Origin of the sequence: Pseudomonas sp. EA_65y_Pfl2_P74, assembly GCF_963970575.1 — a bacterium.
Taxonomy (GTDB): domain Bacteria; phylum Pseudomonadota; class Gammaproteobacteria; order Pseudomonadales; family Pseudomonadaceae; genus Aquipseudomonas; species Aquipseudomonas baetica_A.
The window spans coordinates 25,615-41,584 of record NZ_CAXAOQ010000003.1 but is presented as its reverse complement, the minus strand read 5'-3'; the positions used below and the strand labels follow the sequence as shown (position 1 = coordinate 41,584).

General features: G+C 55.4%; 9 protein-coding genes. 4 read left to right on the top strand and 5 right to left on the bottom strand.

All coding sequences use genetic code 11. The features are described 5' to 3' along the window. Positions 1-147 precede the first annotated feature (147 nt). Both AACY18_RS02895 and AACY18_RS02890 read left to right on the top strand, forming a co-directional pair. Positions 148-1,035: a serine hydrolase domain-containing protein gene (locus AACY18_RS02895; RefSeq protein WP_339464162.1), complete on the top strand. Its 888-nt coding sequence runs from the start codon at positions 148-150 to the stop codon at positions 1,033-1,035. Between the two features lie 144 nt (positions 1,036-1,179). Beyond that, on the top strand, positions 1,180-1,626 hold the full coding sequence (locus tag AACY18_RS02890; RefSeq protein WP_339464160.1) for a GNAT family N-acetyltransferase: 447 nt from the start codon (positions 1,180-1,182) through the stop codon (positions 1,624-1,626). 144 nt (positions 1,627-1,770) lie between these two features. On the opposite strand, the gene AACY18_RS02885 is transcribed toward AACY18_RS02890, so the two are convergent. Continuing rightward, entirely contained in the window at positions 1,771-5,871 is a 4,101-nt protein-coding gene (locus AACY18_RS02885; protein ID WP_339464159.1) for a HigA family addiction module antitoxin, read from the bottom strand. Positions 5,872-6,266: 395 nt separating this feature from the next. On the opposite strand from AACY18_RS02885, the gene AACY18_RS02880 reads away from it, so the two are divergent. Continuing rightward, entirely contained in the window at positions 6,267-9,170 is a 2,904-nt protein-coding gene (locus AACY18_RS02880) for an ATP-binding protein (RefSeq protein ID WP_339464158.1), read from the top strand. 42 nt (positions 9,171-9,212) lie between these two features. On the opposite strand, the gene AACY18_RS02875 is transcribed toward AACY18_RS02880, so the two are convergent. From AACY18_RS02875 to AACY18_RS02865, 3 genes are all read right to left on the bottom strand, one after another. Continuing rightward, positions 9,213-9,830 carry a response regulator transcription factor gene (locus tag AACY18_RS02875; RefSeq protein WP_339464307.1) on the bottom strand — a complete coding sequence of 206 codons (618 nt, stop codon included), beginning with the start codon at positions 9,828-9,830 and terminating at the stop codon, positions 9,213-9,215. A gap of 74 nt (positions 9,831-9,904) precedes the next feature. Continuing rightward, positions 9,905-10,276, bottom strand: coding sequence for a response regulator transcription factor (locus AACY18_RS02870; protein WP_016983090.1), 372 nt, complete (start codon positions 10,274-10,276; stop codon positions 9,905-9,907). Continuing rightward, on the bottom strand, positions 10,276-13,119 hold the full coding sequence (locus AACY18_RS02865) for a PAS domain-containing protein (protein ID WP_339464156.1): 2,844 nt from the start codon (positions 13,117-13,119) through the stop codon (positions 10,276-10,278). Before AACY18_RS02865 ends, AACY18_RS02870 begins: the two co-directional genes overlap by 1 nt. Before the next feature lie 394 nt (positions 13,120-13,513). Here AACY18_RS02865 and AACY18_RS02860 point away from each other — a divergent pair, with 394 nt between their 5' ends. Beyond that, positions 13,514-14,437, top strand: a complete 924-nt coding sequence (locus tag AACY18_RS02860; RefSeq protein ID WP_339464155.1) for a quinone oxidoreductase family protein — start codon at positions 13,514-13,516, stop codon at positions 14,435-14,437. A gap of 70 nt (positions 14,438-14,507) precedes the next feature. Here AACY18_RS02860 and AACY18_RS02855 read toward each other — a convergent pair whose 3' ends face one another. After that, complete coding sequence (locus AACY18_RS02855; protein ID WP_339464153.1) at positions 14,508-15,764, bottom strand: MFS transporter; 1,257 nt, start codon at positions 15,762-15,764, stop codon at positions 14,508-14,510. Between the last annotated feature and the right edge of the window lie 206 nt (positions 15,765-15,970).

Below are 15,970 nucleotides of genomic sequence, written 5' to 3'. Positions count from 1 at the left end.
GGCCATTTGGGCGAACCGACTTTTTCAACAGAATCGGCCAAGAGCAGTCGTTCAGAACAGTGCAACGGCTGACCTTCGCCTCCGCGAAGAGGAATGATTGAGGTATCTTGTCAAGCTGCCGATCCGCTGAAGACTCCAAGGAAGCCAATGCTCAGTTCACTCGTTTCAAATGGTCAGCTGCAAGCGGCTGATCGCTCAGAATCGATGGTCCCTTGGTGGAGTTTCACGAAAACAGTCTTGGCTGCTACGGCCCTATCGTTGGTGCGTGACGGGCTGGTCGGATTGGACGACCCCGTTCTTGATCAGTCTTTTACGCTACGCCAGTTACTGCGGCATGAGGCCGGTCTGGCTGACTACGGAGAACTTGCGGAGTATCACTCCGCCGTTAAAAACAGTGAACCAGCCTGGCCGGCCGATGAAATGATGCAACGCCTTGACGGTGCTCGACTCCGATACAGTCCCGGAAACGGTTGGCGTTACTCGAATGTCGGCTACCTGCTTGTCGGCAGGCTAATTGAACGGCTGACTGATCTGAAGCTTGATGAAGCGGTAATTCAACGGACACTTTCTCCCCTGGGATTATCGAGCGTTCGCTTTGCAAAAACGCGAGGAGACTTACAAACGACCCACCTTGGAATTGCCTCAAATTATGATCCCGCCTGGGTTTACCACGGCTTGTTGATCGGCGACATTTCGCAAGCAGCGTTATTTCTGGATCGACTCTTTTGTGCAGACCTACTCACGACGGACTTGCTTCAGGAAATGCAGAGAGCACGAACATTGGGCGGCCCGATTCCCGGTCGCCCTTGGATCACGCCGGGCTATGGCCTTGGCGTCATGCAAGGGTCGATTGACGGCGGGTATTCGCTATGCGGGCACACCGGCTGCGGACCGAGCAGTGTCATTGCTGTCTACCGTCTCTGCGACGGCGACGCATCGGCTTGTTGTGCTGCTTTTGAGGTGGGGCCCAGTGAAGGCTTCGTCGAAGCCATCGTCGTTGAGCAGCTCATGCAAGTTCTGCGTCAGAGGAGCTGACTGCATTCAGCTCCTTTTGGCGTAGGTCAAAAGATTCGCCGAATGATCGCCTTGGGTTGGTAGCAGCCACTTGCATCGCTCATAGCATGCGTCCGATGCATCCTCGATCAGCCAAAAGGATTCACACTGAATCAGGGACAATGAATGAAACTAATCCAGATTCAACAGATTACGCACCTGCCGGCGGAAGTTCTTACCTTGGAGAAAGCGGCAGTTGCAGAAGGTTTCAGGTTTCTTACGCGCCTGATTTCGGAGTGGCACTCTGGAACTAATCGCTTCAATGCGCCCGGTGAATGTCTCATGGCAGCGTATTCGAACCAGCAAGTCATAGGAATCGGAGGACTATCAGTTGACCCCTATAATAACCCCGATACCGCAAGGCTACGGCGAGTTTACGTGGCACCTGCGGCGAGGAATCAACACGTCGGTCAGGCGCTGGTAAACGCGTTGGTTGCACAGGCTGCTCTTCACTTTCAGAAGATGCGTCTTTCCACCGATACTTCTGGAGGCGACGCGTTTTACCTGCGCTGCGGTTTCATGCGAATAGAAGATGTCCATGCCACTCACATCATGGAGCTGGTCAACGCCTGATCAGGCAGATTTCGGCCAGAAGCAGACATTGAGCAAACAGCTTCGGGCAGTAGCAAAAACTGTCGCCCCAGAAACGCGTTCTTTATTCAGCACCTGCCCAAACGCCCCGCACAACAGGGTAATCAGAAAAGATTCTTTGCTTTCTTAATGCCTTAACCGACGTCGAATTCCCTCCTCCGTATCCTGGCGTTCTGCCTCTCGCTCATACGTTTTGACCATTCCCGTCAGAAGGGATGACGATAGGAAGGGATGGGTAAACTGCAAAGCGTCGGCCCAATTGCGATATTTATCCGCAAGCTCCCGCTCCTGATTGCCGCCTTCACCACGCCAATGAGCCCCACGCGCATTGTAAAGCCCCGTATGCGCACCACTGGCGACATCCTCAGACTGCAAGTCCTCCATGACATCGCGAACAACTTCATTCGGCCAAATGCCATCCTTACCGGAAGAGGCGTGAGAGAGAAGCTTGCCAATACAAACGTCAGCGATATCTCCTCGATCTAAATCAGCGCAAGATGATCTGACTGCTGATATCCAATCCAAGAGCTTTTGACCTTGCTCCTCTACAGTTGCCTTGTCCTGACCCGGGATGCGTTCCAAAGCATCAAGGAGCCTATATCCGCGTGTCGCTAGATGCTCACGGTCTCCGTCAACTCGAAATTCTGGTGGATCCTCCCCGCGATCTTTACGCTTGTACGCCCAAACTACCGCTTGTACGAACATTTCGGGATGTTCCTCGATGTAGCGTTCTAAGTTTGGAATCTGATGCCCTTCGCCTCCCCGGAAGGAGCGCGCTAGAACATCGAGGTAAGCAAACTCAAGCCCAGCTTTTTCCTCCGCTGATACATCCGCGTTGTTATTGAGTAATTCAAACGCACGCTGAAGATCGTAATCGCTTAGCTGGAACTCACCCGGCTTATCATGTCCTCCGTAAGCCATGGCAGAAAGCATGTGAACAAGAAGATTGGGGCGTATATCTTCAAGCTTAAAATGAATTGAAGCAAAGGCTGCTATAGGGCGCCCAGCGGCTATCAAGCGGCGAACGCTTTCGTTGTTATCTTCGACTGAATCGAAAATGTATTGTGGGGTCACCTCATCCCAATAACGAGCGCGTACGTCTGCCGGAAGTTCTTCAACAAGTCCCCAAGTCGAAGCGCGATACGGCGAGAGAAGCAAGATAGAGAGCGCTTCATCCGTTGTGATTTTTTCTTGCAGGTCGGTATAGATCGCCTTCACTTGATCGCCCCCCAAACTCCATAGCGCTCCGGAAAGTATGCCATCCCGACCCGAGTCTTCCGAAGTAGAACGTAGGCACTGAAGGATCATCTCTTCGACTTGTTCGTCGTGGAGTATTCCGGACACTAATAGAGAGCCTATTTGTCGCTGAGAGTTACCATTTTTAGAAAGTGAAAAAATGCCAAGGAGACCTTTTTCTCGCACGATGTCTGCCAGGGCTTCGAAGCGAAGCTTTTCGATACGTCGCTCGCGAGCCTGAAAATCCATCCCTTCGTCCTCTAGCTCATCCGCTGATTCGTGCACCCATCCCTGCCGAAACAACCACTCATGCTTGTTGACGATGTCTTGGGGCTGCATGGCGGTATAGACGGCTTTAGCTCTTTCTGTAAAATTTACTTGACCCTTCTTCTCAATCTTATTTTGACCTCGGCGAGAAAGGACGGTGATACGGATTTTTTCTCGGACTTTCGCAATGTCCTCATCGGTGGCGCCGTTGTCGTGCCATTCTTCGATAATCTCCCAAACCCGCCCCTGATCGTCGCTCGCGAGTGAGCGCAATCTAGAGACCAAATCACACAACATTTCGGCAGTGTAGGACGTCCGGCAAAGTGCCAACGCTACCGTCTCTCTAACAAACGCGTGAATTTGTTCCAAAGTTTTAAAAGGCTCACCATGGCCATAGCCATCCTGGCGCCATTTTGGCTTATGGTTATAGTGGCCGACGCGGTCACCAAAATCGCCAAACTGCTGCAGGCAAACTTTCCAGCCTATTGCGGGATGTTTATCCAAAAGCATGCGGACTGCCTTAAGGCGCATTTCATTATCCGCTGCTGTTTGAGGCATCCAAGCGCGAAAGATAGAACTTAGGGAACTGATCGGTTTATTCGACCAATTATCCTTAATTTCAACCTCGGCTAGTCGACCAAGGATCTTAATCACCCGAGGAAATGTGGACGGATTCCAAGCCAGCCCCTCGAGCGCCCACAGCAATCCAGTCCGTGGACACGCTGAACCAAAAAATCCGGAGTTAACGGGTCTCAACAAACCTATCACTTGGGAGTTCAAGGTACGTAAATCGCGGTCAATGATGCTCAAAAACTCATCCGGAGCAGCCTCTGCATAAAGTGGCAGATCTCGATCGTTCGCTTCCAGTTTCCTAGTATTGATAGGCTCAAGGAGGTCGCGCACTAACTTCGCCGCTTCATACTCGCCGTTGAAACCGAGACGACTTCCGAAAAGATTTTTGCCATGCACGGCAAGTAAAACTAGAGATTCAGAAATACCTTCACGCACAGCCCCTGAGAACTCACGACGCTTCCCCTGAGCGGCAGCAGCCCAACGATCTTCTTCAGGCAGGTCGAGCGCCGGATCATCTTCTTCCAAAACCAACTTCGCTACGTGCAGAAACCGTTCTAGATCACTTTCTGTGATCGAACCGGAGATTGCGAACAGAGAGTCGATTTTTGAAACAACCCCGCGATACCCTCCTATGGACCAAACCGGTGAATCATTAAGCCGCAACAGTTCAACAACGCGCTTTTCAAGCACCTCGAACTTAATTTCTCCCGCCATGCGAGATAGGGCGGTTCGATCAGCCTCGTTCAACGTATCCCAAGCACCAATCAGTACAAGCGGTATCAGTCCGGATGAAGTTTCGTGATCAGAAGCCCAAACGGGGGCGCGGACTGCTTGATTGTCACAGAGCTGGCGCCTAAGCACGGTCAAAGAACGACCAGAGGCGTTCGTTAATTGCCTAATTTGGTCTCGGGTTTTAGCCATCGCTTCCAGCGCCTTCGTGAACGCCTCGTGCCCAAGCGGCTCTAAAACAATATCAGGCTTGCCATTAATGGCATTACGGGGATAGATCACTATTGTTCGAAGCGAAGCGGTGAATGGACCAAACTCTCGTTCCACATCACGCGTGTGAGCGACAGCAATGAAATCGGTAGCGCCTTGGGCTAGCTTTGGTAGAACTCCAGGCCGGTCAAAGACGAGCACGCGGTCTTGGAAACACTGGAGTTCAGGAGTAGCAAGTACTTGACTTAGGAAAGCAAGTGCCTCTTCGACTGAGTCTGCTGCGATAACCAGCGGACTAAAGCTATCCTTCTCAAAGAAGGATTTGATCCGGCCATACCAAACATCCTTGGCTGTAGCGAAGAGAAGGGGATGAAGAGGCGGCTCCGCAACGTTCGCCCAATCGGTCCAGCATCGTTCAAGAGTTCTGGCGCCTTCAAAGGGGAGCTCCACCTGGTTCGCAAACCAAACCTGCGCGGCTGGAGACTGCTCTATCCACTGCTCGAGATCGCTAGAGTCATAGGCGCGGACATCCTTCCATAGATCTTTCGCCTTCATTGTAGCGATCCAAGCTGCTTTGCTCGGCCATCGGCGAGGAGTAACAAAGACAAAAGTAATACTCTCTCGATTCTTCACGTTTGCCCGTACGCTTTTGGCAAAGTCCTCGTTCGCCTTTCCTTTAATGTCTTCTGTTACCCCGAACTCCCATCCAGACACACCGACGGGTACCCATGGTGTACCGACATTAGCCTCTAGAAGACCATCCCACCCTGGACGCTCAGCATCGTCGTTGCCGGGAAAATCAACTTTTTCCAGATCACGTGCTGTGGAATGGATCAACGTGCGCAACAGAACTGAAAATTTAGTACGTGCCTGAATGGTGGTGGTAAACCAATTCGAAAGTTGATTAGCTTGCACGCTCAAAAATGGAGGTACGTACGCACGGACCTTTTCAGCGGCATCCGATGCCATCCCTGCCCTCGCCTCAAACGCGGTTTGCAAATCAAGAATCGTTTTGGCTGACACGCCGAAAGCACGCTCCAAGCGGGAAGCCATGTCTGCCGTTGCCGAAACCTTCCCATTAAGAAAATTCGACAAGCCGGGACGACTGATACCAATCAGCTTCGCCGCGTCAGTCACGGTTAAGCTTCTTGGTTTGAGGATATTCTCACGAACGTAGACGCCGGGGTGGGATGGTATCAGCTGATTACTCATTGAGCGCACCGTCAATTTGTAATGTGTAAGGCTACACCTTACACCTACGGTATTTAAGGTCAAATTTATTATGCCCCCCAGCTCACCGGGGCCAATTGCTGATTGGTGACTGTCCGCTTTTGGCCGGTTTCTGCCTGTCACGAACGACTGAAATCGTCCCACAGCCTACGGTCAGCAGGACATCTGGGTATCTTTATTGTACGGTGCCAAAATTGAATCTACAGGCTTCTACGCTCACTTTCGTCACCATGGCACTCGCTTATTCGGCGAACGCGGAATATCAAGCGTTTGTTGCAATGATCTGATTTGAAAGATGGTGCAATATACCTATGAATTCGAGGCCTACACGAACGGCTTCCAACCGGTGAACGCCCTACTTTGAGAGAACGATCCTCGTGGAGTCCTTTCCAGACGAATCGCACGAATTAAACGCCACCCACTATATTTTCGGCCCGTTCTGCGTCGTGCCCGCGAAAAGGTTGCTTGAAAAAAATGGAGCTCCAGTTGAAATCGGGGGGCGAGCACTGGATTTATTAATCGCCTTACTGGTACGACCGGGCAGGGTGCTGACCAAGAGCGAACTGATCAAGCAGGTATGGCCCGATATTATTGTCGAGGAGGGCAGTCTGCGTTTTCACATGACAACCCTGCGGCGTATTCTCGGTGATGGTGACGCGCATGCGCGATACATCGCCACGCAGGTAGGTGTGGGATATGCATTTGTGGCTCCGCTGGAAGTACAACTTGCCGGGAGCCAACAAGCACTTATCGCTGCAGAAAACAGCGGCAGCGACCCAGTAAACAACTCATGTCATTTACCTCCGCGTGCGAAGCTGTTCGGACGCGAGATCGATCTGCAATTAGTTGTCGATCACATGCTACAGCCCAAACTGTTTACCATCGTCGGCCCCGGGGGCGTTGGTAAAACCAGCCTTGCCATCGAGGTGGCGCACCGCATTTGCGCACAGGGTTACCAGACTGCCCGTTTCGTCGATCTAGCTCAGGTCGAAGATCAATCGCTAGTGCTTTCGGCGCTGGCCAGATCTCTAGAGATACCGGTTCAGGCCGAAGACTCCCTTTATGTACTGCTCGCGCATTTGCGCACGCAGAGAGTGTTGCTGGTACTCGACAACTGCGAACATTTGATCGATGCGGTTTCAGCGATCGTTGAGCGAATCAGTGATGCGGCCCCGAATGTCGGGGTTTTGGCGACCAGTCGCGAACCACTGCGAGCCCGTGGCGAATACGTTCACTGGCTAAACCCTCTCGAATTTCCACGCGAACCTCAGCACCTTTCTATCGATGAGTTGCTGGGTTTTTCAGCGATCAGACTGTTTGTCGAGCGTGCATCATCGGGTAACACAGCACTGGTGCTGGACGATGATGATGCGCAATTGATTGCCGACATGTGCCAACGTCTGGAGGGTATGGCACTGCCGATCGAACTGGCGGCAATGCGCGTTGCAAGCCATGGAATGAAATCCACGCACGCATTGCTGGGCGAGCGTTTTTCACTGGGCTGGTCAGGACGCAGGACGGCTTTGCCACGGCATCAAACGCTGCGCGCGATGCTCGATTGGAGCTACGACCTGCTGTCGCCGCTCCAGGGGCTGGCGCTGGAGCGGCTTTCGGTTTTCGTCGGACCGTTTTCGCAAGAAGCGGCGTCCCAAGTCATCGCCGACACCCAGATCGACACTGCCGCGGCAGCGGCGATACTCGATGAGTTGGTCTGTAAAGGTCTGGTCACCATCGATCACAGCGACTTAAGGTGGACCTACCGCCTGCTGGAGATGACACGCGCTTACACTCGGGAAAAGCTGGCCACTCGAGGTGATGTCGAGGTCAACGCTTTGGCATTCAGGCATGCAGCTTTCTATATGGATCTGCTAGGACGCGTAGGCACCTCGCCCAATGAGATTTTCGACAATTCGGAGCGCCTTGCCAGTCAGTTGGGCAACGTCAGGAGTTCGCTGGAGTGGAGCTTCGGGCCGCAGGGTGATCCAGGGCTCGCGCTACCACTGGCAGCGGCCAGCGCACCGCTGTTTTTGCACTTTTCGTTATTGGTCGAGTGCCGGACCTGGTGCACCAGGGCGGCTGAGTTGCTGGAACTGGGGTACTTCGGCACCCCTACCGAAATGGAGTTGCAAGCCGCGCTCGGCTTGGTACTGATGTTCACCCGTGGCAACAGCGAGGCGGCAGAGAAGGCGCTACTCAGGGCACTCGACATCGCCATTGCGTTGTCAGATTACTGGTCGCAACTCCGGTTGCTCGGACGACTACAGATTTTCTATGAGCGCATCGGAGATTTCGCTTCTTCTCTGGCATGGGCTGAGCAAGCCAGCGAGGTCGGCAACATTTTGAACAAGCCTGAAGCGATTGCCATTGCCGCTTCGCTTGCCGGTATTTCCCACCACCTGCTTGGCAACCAGCCACTTGCTCGACAGCAACTGGAAAGCTCATTACGTAACAGCTTGCCTTCAAAACGCAGTGGCACGATCTACTACGGTTTTGACCATCGTAATCGCACCGGATTGGCATTGGCTCGAACCCTCTGGCTGCAGGGCTTTCCTGACCAGGCCCGACACTGGGCCGAACAGATAGAGGCCGAGGCCTCTGCTCTGCAGCATTCGGTCACTTACTGCATTGCGATGGTCTGGATTCTTTGCATTTACATCTGGACCGGAGATTTGCAGAAGGCTGCGGCGAGTCTTGAGCGCTTCGCCAAGGTCGCCGAATCCAATGCACTTGGCCCTTACATTGCCGCAGCACATGGCCTGCATGCGGCGATTGCCATCCGCGCCGAGCAGCCCGACAATTCCGTCGCGGTGCTCGAAGAAAGCCTGAAGCAGCTGCACGGCATGCGTTACGAACTGCTCACGACCTCATTCGAAATCGCGCTGGCCGAAGGTTTGATTCTGAGTCATCAATATGAAAAAGCCCGGATATTGGTGGACGGTACGATCAGCCATTGCCGCGCCAGCGGTGACGCTTTTGCGCTGCCGGAATTGCTGCGAATCAAGTCGGGCCTTATCAGGGTCATGGACGGCGATGACGAGCTCCAGGCGTCGGCCGTGCTCGAGCAAGCGCGTGTGTTAAGTCGGGAGCAGGGTGCTTGGGCTTGGGAGTTAAGGGCATCAATGGACTTGGCCAAGTCATGGCTGGAACGGGGCAATCGCCTGCAAGCGCGGGAATTGCTCAGGGAGTGCCGTGAGCGGGTAACGGAAGGCTTCGACACACTGGATGTGCGCCGACTGGAAGCACTTTGGGAGAAAACTTTGGGCGACTCGCCCCCGTCGTGATTACGCTGTCCGGAGCGAAACGATCGCTACGTGTCGGCAACGTCAATTAACGGGGGTAATCAGTGCGGCCATCTTTACCAATTCGGCAAGCGAGCGGGCTTTCATTTTGCGCATGACTTTGCCTCGATGAGCCTTGACCGTGATTTCGCTGATGTTGAGGTCGGCTGCGATGATTTTGTTTAATCGTCCGCTGACCACCGATGCCATTATCTCTTGTTCGCGAGGCGTCAGGGTTTGGTAGGCCTCCAACAAGGTGCGCAGGTTTTTTTCGCCCTCAAGTGTAGCCTGGCTAATTTCTAGCGCATCGGCCATGGCCTTTAACAACACATCATCGCTGAAAGGTTTGGTAAGGAACTCCACCGCCCCGGCTTTCAATGCCCGAACCGTTAACGGGATATCACCATAGCCGGTGATGAATATGATGGGGATTTTGCGCCTGTCGCCGGCGATCGTTGTTTGCAGATCGAGGCCATTGAGGTCCGGTAGATTGATGTCCAGCACCAGGCAGCTGGGCACGAGCGGCCGAGGCGCATTGAGAAAGTCCTGAGCTGACTCGAAAAGTCGCGGCTGCCATCCCGCGAAGCGAATCAACAGCTCCAGCGATTCACGCACGGAGACATCGTCATCTACGACAAATACGACGGGCGTGTCATGGTGCATCGGTGATGCTCCGTATCCAGGGGCAAAGGCGTTTTTCGGGTTCAAGAGACAGCTCCTTGGTTATTCGGCCTGGTTCAATCAAACGGAAGCGCGGCGCTCAATGCCTTGAGCAGTTGCGCCTCGCTGAAAGGTTTGATCAGACACTCCACGACGTCACCGTGGCGAAGTTGTGATTGCTCGCTGGCATCTTCAAGAGCGGTGATGAAAATGACCGGTATACGGTACCCGCGACGCAACAATTCTTTCAGTAGATCCGGCCCAGACATGCCCGGCATAGCCACGTCCAGAATGAGGCAGCGTGTGAGATCGGGATAATCGGATGACAGGTATTCCTGGGCCGAAGCGAACGCCTGGACTGCGAAGCCGAACTCCTTGATCAGGTCTGGCAACGATTCACGAACCGACTCATCGTCGTCGACGACTGAAACGAGCAGAGGAATGCCCATCAATTACCCTCCATAGCATGGTCGGAGATGTCATTAGCGTCCGGCTTGACGATGGATTCCATTGTTCCTGCGAGGGAAGCAGACCGAAGCGGGATGGTAAAGAGGAAGGTTGCCCCCGGTCCGTCGTTGGCGCGAGCCCAAAGCTTGCCAGCGTGGCGTTCTATAATGGAGCGGCTAATGGACAGGCCCACCCCCATTCCGGCACTTTTCGTGGTGTAAAAAGCGTTGAAAATACGTTCCATGTCCTGAGGATCAACACCGATTCCGCTGTCCTTGACCGCAAGGAAAACGCTTTGATCCTCCGTCAGACCGGTGCTGACAACCATCTGCCGGGAGCGACCGGTGGTGGTGTTCATCGCCTCCGCGGCGTTCATGATCAGGTTGAGAATGACCTGCTGGAGTTGAACCCTGTCACCCTTGACCAGCGGCAATGCATCGGCGAATTGTGGATGAAGCACGACACGGCTACGTTGCAGTTCACCCAGCAGCAAGGCGATGACTTCCCGGGTCGCGTCGTTGAGGTCGACGTTTTCGATCGTAATGCTTTTTTTCGAGAACAACGCCCGCAATCTGTTGATCACATCGGCGGCTCGATTGCCGTCGCGAATAGTGCGTCGCGCGGTTTCCCGGGCGCCATCGACATTCGGCGGATCGGCCCCGAGCATGCGCAGACAGGTACTGGCGTTGGTGATAATCCCGGCGAGAGGTTGATTGACCTCGTGGGCAATCGAGGCGGTAACCGCTCCGAGGCTTGCCACCCTTGCCAGGTGCGTCAGTTCGGAGCGGGCCTTGCTCAGGACTTCCTCGGCCTGTCGGCACTGAGTGATGTCCTGTAGCGCGGCGATATATTCCAGGCCTTCTTCAGGATCCTTGATCGAGTGCGCAACCAAACGCACATATTTAACCGTTCCATCGGGCATCAGCAGTCGATGCTCGTGCTCGAAGTCACGGCCCTTGCGGCGTTGCCGTCTGATCATTTCCCGATGGCTCGATATGTCGTCCGGGTGAATGCGCCGGTAGATGGCGTCGAAGCCAGGTGTGGTTGCCGAATCTAGTTCGAGGATACGGTAGACCTCATCGGACCAGGTGATCTCGTCGGTGCTGACTCGCCAGGAAAACGTACCTGTGGCGCTCAGGCGTTGGGCTTTGGCAAGAAAGGCCTCACTCTGCTTGAGCGCAGCTTCGGCGCGCACACGATCAATGGCGATACTGGCAAGGTGAGTGAACTGCGCGATCAGATTCTGCTGCTCCGGTGAAAGCGGTTCGGCTTCCCGGTGCAATACCGAAAGAACGCCCGTGATCGCTCCGCTGTTAGAGGTGATCGGCATTGAACAGAGTCCCCGGAAATCGTGGGAGCGGGCCGTCGTGCACCAGCCATTCCAGCGTGATTCGTGCGACAGGTTGTTGGAGATGATCGTCGTGTTGAAGGAGGCCGCCATGACAATAGGGCAGCGCTCGGCGCGAAGCGGCTTGTCGTCCGCCCCCGGCAACAAGCCGGCCGGCATGTTTGTCGGCGCGCCCTGATGCATTCGCAACGCATGCTCCTGTGCACCTTCGGAGCGCTTCAGATCGACCAGCACAACACTGGCAACACTCCGCTCGAGAAAGACTTCCACCAGTTCGCAAAGTGTTTGCAGGATCACCGGCAGCGACGAGCCTCCAGCCATCAAGCCAAGCAGGCGTTTCTCGCCATCGAGCAACATCTCGGCCCGTTTGCGGTCTTCGATGTCAGTGTTCTCGCCATACCATCGCAGCACTCGGCCAGCTTCATCCCGTTGTGGCACAGCCCTGATCAGGAACCAGCGGTAAGTTCCATCGAAGCGTCGCAGGCGAGCTTCGTGTTCACCGGAATGACCCGATTGCAAAAGTCCTCGCCAGTAGACCTCCAGCTGTTCCGCTTCGTCGGGATGGATTGAGGCCGTCCAGCCGTTACCGCAAGCTTCGCTGAGCGTTATGCCGGTGTAATCGCACCAGCGTTGATTGACGAAGCTCACGCTTCCTTCAGGCGAAGCGCTCCATACAAACCCGGGCACGGCATCGATGATATTGCGCAGGCGATCCTCTGAGGCGCTGACTTCTGCAAGGGCTTCTGCAATCAGTGCCTTGTCGCGCCGGCGCTCATCGATATCGACCTGCAACACGCACCAGCGGGTAATGTTCCCCTGAGTGTCGCGCAATGGCAGACCACGAACATGAAACCAATGGTAAACGCCGTCTGAGCGGCGAATCCGGTGCTCGATCATATAGGGTTCGCCGGTCGTGACTGAGTGCGTCCAGGCCGCGATAACTGATGGTAGATCTTCGGGATGCACGGTATCGCTGGCAGCCCAGTTCTTCAGGACATCAAGGGGGCAACCAATGTAGTCCTGAATCTGGCGATTGACTTGTTCCAACTCACCCGTCGGCTTCATAAATGCGACCATCGCCGGGATGCTGTCGATGATCAGGTCGACGTCAAAGGGTTTTTCCACATCGCCTGTTCCGACCGGCTCGCGGGATTGGGTTTGAGTGCCCAGCGCGCACCACTTGTCCGGATCGTCGGCGGTCGCCTCCAGCCTTGAGAAACGCCAGGCAAACTGGCGATAGGTACCGTCGTTGCACAAGAGGCGGGCGGCGACCTGCTGAGACGCGTCCATGCCTGCAGCCATACGCAAACGCTCGAGCAGTTCGGCGCGATCGTCTGGATGAATCGCCAACTGCCAGTGGTTCGCTAGCGAATCGTGTTGATTGCGTCCGGTATAGTCCTGCCACTGCCGGTTGACGTAATCGACAAAGCCATCCGGCCGTGCGGTCAAAACCACACCCGGCAGCGCGTCGATGACGCGCTTGAGGTCAGTTGCCATACCGTTTCTCATAGTGCTGTCGCCATTGAACAAAGATGCGCCTTTGGCCGGCGCTCGCCCATCATACTTTGGTGTCGCTGAAAGCGAATAGCCACCACGTTGCATCTTTGAAAGCAACGTACAGACCCTGCGCAAAATTCGAACGTCACTCTGTATGCCAGTGTATTGGTGGCGACTGTGGTTACATCAACATGCAAACGCCACGCTTCGCGAAACACCGCAGATACACCCCCCGACCAGCATAGGCAACGGTTTCAACGTCACTCGACGATTGAATGAATTCAACGTGACGTGTGTTTTCCTGCCATTGCACTCGGCAGGGCAGAGCGTCCACGGAGCAGGCTCGGAAATTATGAAAGCGGTGGTAATGCATGCGTTTGGAGAACCTGGGGTCATGTCACTGGAGGACATTCAGTTGGCAGCGCCAGGCCCTGGTCACGCGCTCGTCACGGTTAAGGCAGCGGGCATCAATTTCATGGACACCGGCACCCGCCGGGGACTGGGCGCAGCGTTGTCGTTGCCACTCACCCCCGGTGTGGAGGGCGCAGGCATCGTCACGGCCGTCGGGCCGGGCGTGAGCGAAGTCCAGCCCGGCGATCGTGTGGCTTGGCACTACGTACCTGGCAGTTATGCGCAGCAAGTGCTGGCGCCGGTCAGTCAACTGGTGCCTCTGTCCGACGCCATTGACTTTGACACGGCCGCGACTCTGATGATGCAGGGCTTGACGGCCAGCAACCTGGTTCACCGCGTGCATGCCATAGGTCCGGGTGACATAGCCTTCGTGCATGCCGCCGCTGGCGGAGTAGGGCAGATGCTCACTCAAATGATCAAATTGCGCGGTGGCAAGGTGATCGGGCGCGTTTCGCAGGCCGACAAGGTCGACGCGGTCATTGCTGCCGGGGCCGACTATGTCGTGATCGGCCGTGCAAGCCAGGTCGCCAGTCAGGTTCTGCGCCTGACAGAAGGCCGGCGGGTCAATGTGGTATACGACGGCACCGGTGCAGAAGGATTCGCCGACTCGGTAAGCCTGCTCGATTACTTCGGCACGCTGGCGCTGTATGGCCCGTTCATGGACCCGATTGCGCCTATCGATATTTTTTCCCTGCCGCGCAGCATCAAACTGACTTATCCGTCGGTCATGCATTTTGTGCGCAGCCGTGAAGCCTTGCTGGAGCAATCCCGCGCGTTGTTCGACTGGGTGACAGCGGGCAAGTTGAAAGTCGTGATCGGGCGGCGTTATTCGTTGGCGCAAGCCGAGCAGGCGCATCGTGATATCGAGTCGCGCCAAACGTCCGGCAAGCTGATAATCAACCCGTAACTGGCATCGTCTCGCTTATCAATTTTGTCCGGAGCTACCACGATGAACTGGTAAATACTTGAGCATTAGATCACTGCGTGCTGCACGTCTTCGGACCTTTGTAGCCACGCCAGATCAGCAGGGCGGCCAGAACCTGGCTGCTTGCGAAAAACATGAACAGATCTTGCGCGGTCCATCGCGCATCCAAAAGAACACCGGCAATAAACGGCGAGATAATTGCGCCGATGCGCCCCGTGGCAAGGACCACACCAACGCCGGTCGTACGAATGGTTGTCTCGAATGCCTGGGGCGCCAGAATGAAGATCGCCGCGATAGCACCATTGAGCAACAGGCCCGTGATGATGCAGGCACCTATGGCTAGGTCAGCCGCACCTGCGACCGGCACGATCACCATCATCACGCCGCCATTGAAAAGCAGAAAACTCAGCAGCAATCGCCGGCAGCCCAAACGATTGGCTGCCAGCCCCATCAGGAGCGCCCCGGACATACCGCCGAGACAAAGCAGCACGCCACTGACAGCTCCCTGCTTTTCGGAAAACCCGTTTTGGGTCATCAAGGTTGGCGTCCAGCTCATCACAAAGTAGAAGCACGCCATCAGCAACAGCAGAGCCATTGCAAGGGCTATGGTTTGCGCCCACTGGCCTGCGGCAAACAACTGTCGATATTTTGCGTAGAGCGAGCTTGCGGTGGGCGCGTGAACCGATCGTTGATCCAGCTGGAGAAACTGGCGCGATTCACTCAGCCAGATCGCGCCCGTCAAGGCTGTCGCCAACGTGATCAGCCCACCCAGCAAAAAGACATACCGCCAGCCGGCGCTGGCATTCAGCGCGTGGGCCGACAGGCCGCCGAGACTGGCACCGAATGCGAAGGCCATCGATTGCAGGGCGAGTGCAAGATGTCGGCGGCTGACACTGGCCCGCTCGTAAGTCAGGACATTGGCAGCTATTAGCACCAGGCCGGTACCGCCCCCCGTAAAGAAGCGCAAAACCATTAGCCAGCCGTGGTCCGGGCTCCAGAACGATAGCAGCATGGTCGCGCCACTGAGTACCAGCCCGGTCAGCAATATCGGCCGCCGCCCGTAACGATCGGCCCACGGCCCGGCGAGGAAGGAACCGAGCGCCATGCCCACCAGGCTGGCGCTCAGCAGCATGCCGATTTGCGACCCCGACAATGCCCATTCTTTCGCAACGCTGCTGGCGGTGAACGCCATGGCCATCACATCCATGCCGTCAATCACATTGAACAGCATGCAAAGGCCGATGATCCGCCATTGCGAGGAGGACATGGCACTGGTATCGGCCTCCCTGGACATTGTTTTTGCGCGCATCGGTGTTTCCTGGACGTTCTTGTTTTCGACAAGGCTCCCATGCTGGCAACGCGCGTTAGCGCCGTCGAGCTTTTTTTACTCGCCGATGTAAAGGCCAAGCCAGTCGGCACTCGCCTTGATACCAAGGTATCGACCAACACCATTGTGTAATCGCCCTTGAGTCCTGCCGGTGATTTGATCGGCGTGCGTCGACTGCGCTGTTACAG

Bases quoted from the DNA above. Each gene is read 5' to 3' on its own strand.
- AACY18_RS02895 (WP_339464162.1), top strand. From the start codon at position 148: ATGCTCAGTTCACTCGTTTCAAATGGTCAGCTGCAAGCGGCTGATCGC.
- AACY18_RS02890 (WP_339464160.1), top strand. From the start codon at position 1,180: ATGAAACTAATCCAGATTCAACAGATTACGCACCTGCCGGCGGAAGTT.
- AACY18_RS02885 (WP_339464159.1), bottom strand. From the start codon at position 5,871: ATGAGTAATCAGCTGATACCATCCCACCCCGGCGTCTACGTTCGTGAG.
- AACY18_RS02875 (WP_339464307.1), bottom strand. From the start codon at position 9,830: ATGCACCATGACACGCCCGTCGTATTTGTCGTAGATGACGATGTCTCC.
- AACY18_RS02870 (WP_016983090.1), bottom strand. From the start codon at position 10,276: ATGGGCATTCCTCTGCTCGTTTCAGTCGTCGACGACGATGAGTCGGTT.
- AACY18_RS02865 (WP_339464156.1), bottom strand. From the start codon at position 13,119: ATGGCAACTGACCTCAAGCGCGTCATCGACGCGCTGCCGGGTGTGGTT.
- AACY18_RS02860 (WP_339464155.1), top strand. From the start codon at position 13,514: ATGTCACTGGAGGACATTCAGTTGGCAGCGCCAGGCCCTGGTCACGCG.
- AACY18_RS02855 (WP_339464153.1), bottom strand. From the start codon at position 15,764: ATGCGCGCAAAAACAATGTCCAGGGAGGCCGATACCAGTGCCATGTCC.